This is a genomic window from Lysinibacillus sp. FW301-JW8 (assembly GCF_058788755.1).
Window position 1 is genome coordinate 1 of record NZ_JBYTBB010000139.1, and the last position, 2,535, is coordinate 2,535.

General features: G+C 37.4%; 2 protein-coding genes. Both read left to right on the forward strand.

The annotated features are described in order from the left end of the window. Positions 1-851 precede the first annotated feature (851 nt). The gene (locus AC3WOM_RS26590) at positions 852-1,820 is read left to right on the forward strand and encodes a terminase small subunit (RefSeq protein WP_492449180.1); all 969 of its coding nucleotides are present in this window, start codon (positions 852-854) and stop codon (positions 1,818-1,820) included. Then, positions 1,813-2,535, forward strand: a 723-nt coding sequence (locus tag AC3WOM_RS26595; RefSeq protein ID WP_492449183.1) for a DEAD/DEAH box helicase family protein, incomplete at its 3' end; no start/stop codon positions are given. The genes AC3WOM_RS26590 and AC3WOM_RS26595, both read left to right, overlap by 8 nt.

Below are 2,535 nucleotides of genomic sequence, written 5' to 3' on the forward strand. Positions count from 1 at the left end.
GAGACAATTTTACTAGAATGCAATGCCGAATGGATTCAGTATGGCTCTTAGTCAAGCACATATTTTGGTGAAGAGCCTCAAATAAAGTATAATAATTTTTGATAAACGCTTTTATATGATAATAATTTCCTTAAATCTCTCTTTTTACTATTTCGTTTTTTATAAATAATTAACACCTTTTTAGATAAACGTACAACATTTTAACTTTTATAGAAACTAGAAATAAAATGAAATGTAAGTAAAAGAGATAGCAAAAAGATCAATTGGAACAATTGTAAAACATGTATGATAGTTTATGATAGGAAAAATATAATGTAAAATTGAAGGTAGGGGGCGCGGTAAGGTTCCTCCTTTGATATTTTCGAAACAACCAATTACTAGGAAGGATAGACCTACCTATGCGTCATAAACGTGTTCGGGAAAAAATCTAACTCCGCAACAAGTGTTTGTTAGAACTAATCATTTAGTTCATGGTGAAGAGAATAGAATCAAGAAGTAATTATAAATTTAATGTATGATTAAGATGGCGAGTGTCTTTCGAGAAGGGGAATGATTTACTGAAATCGAATTGAAATTGGAAAAGTTAGAATATTGTATACTCAATTGGATTATGAAATTAAAGAAAATGAAATAATTAACACTTTATTTAAGAGAAATAGCAACAGTATGATTGATTTTATTTATTGAATCATCAATGAAAATAAAACGAATCGAAACAAAGGCAATTGCTATGTGTTAGGTTACTAATATCACATGGAGCGGTTGTCTTATTTTTTGATTAAGGCAAGAACAACTAGAACGAGTAAGAGGCTTCCAAGGCTTTAGGTACAGGTGGTGGTGAGATATGAGATATGGCTAGAGCAAGAGATCCAAGACGTGACCAAGCATATGATATTTACAAGGCCCATAACGGTGATATAAAGCTGAAAGATATAGCGGAGCAGTTAAGTGTATCTGAGGGCACTGTACGAGGTTGGAAGAATAAAGATAAATGGGATGACCGTCTTGAGACGAAATCGAATGGAACGTTCCAATCAAAACAGCCAAAAAATACGGAACGTTCCGTAAAAAATAAACCGAAGCGGAGCGACGTTAAATCAGAAGCGGGATCGCAAGCAACTGTACAGTTTGAAATCGTCCAGAGTGACGGTCTTAACGATAGACAGTTGCTTTTTTGCATGCATTATGTTCGATACTGGAATGCTACAAAAGCCTATCAAAAAGCATACGAATGTGATTATCGAACCGCTCATGCGAACGCTCACCGGTTGATGGCGAATGATGGCATAAAAACCGAAATTGCTCGATTGAAAAAAGACATTGCAGATGGGTTGATGTTATCAGCCGAAGCGGTGCTACAAAAATATATCGATATAGCATTTGCGGATATTAGTGATTTCATCCGCTTCGAAAGCATCGAATCAACAGTCGAGGAAATTGAACGAAAGTTTGATGATGAAGGAAAACTAGAGAAAGAGATCACTCGAATTGTTCCATACACGTACACAGCATTTTATTTGAAAAAATCAGATGAGATTGATGGAACGATTATCAGCGAATTGTCAAAAGGTAAGGATGGCATGTTTAAGGTCAAGCTTGCGGAAAAGATGGCAGCACTTAATATGCTCTCTAAATATTATGATTTACTTAATGAAAATCAGCAAAAACGATTACAGAATGAACTGGCTAAATTGAACATTGATAAGATAAAAGTTGAAATCGAAAACATTGAGGGTGGCAACAAAAATCAAGCTTCTGAGGATTGGGTAGCTGCACTTGGCAAGGTCGCTGAAAAACGTAGGGTGAAGGCACATGAGTAACAAACCTTACAATGTATTAGTTGACCTTATAGACGTTTACTGGGATGACCCAGTGGCTTTTGCAGAGGATATATTAGAGTTTTACCCTGATAAATGGCAGCGTGAGGTTTTAAACGATCTAGCACATAATCCTTTTGTAAGTGTCCGCTCCGGTCAAGGGGTAGGGAAAACGGGTCTTGAAGCGGTAACGGTCATTTGGTACCTTTGCTGTCGCCCAAATCCAAAGGTGATATGTACCGCTCCAACGCGACAACAGTTAAATGACGTGTTGTGGGCTGAGATTGCAAAATGGCTTGAAGGTACACTTGTTAAAAACTTTTTAAAGTGGACCAAAACTAAGGTCTACATGATAGGTAATGAAGAACGTTGGTTTGCAACTGCTCGTACAGCGACAAAACCTGAGAATATGCAAGGTTTCCACGAGGATTACATGCTGTTTGTGGTTGATGAAGCATCAGGGGTAGCGGATAACATAATGGAGGCTATTCTTGGTACACTCTCAGGTGCCGAAAATAAATTATTGATGTGTGGGAACCCGACTCGTACGAGTGGGGTTTTTTATGATTCTCATCATCGTGACAGGGCTGATTACAAAACTCATAAGGTATCAAGCTATGATTCTTCAAGAGCAAGTAAAGACGTAAGCCCGAAATACAAAAATAAGCGCACCTTATCGGTACGCATGACGAATGGCCAGCTATCTGAGTTTTTTTCA

What these genes read in the sequence shown, in the direction of transcription:
- AC3WOM_RS26590 (WP_492449180.1), top strand. Translation starts at nt 852, where the DNA reads ATGGCTAGAGCAAGAGATCCAAGACGTGACCAAGCATATGATATTTAC.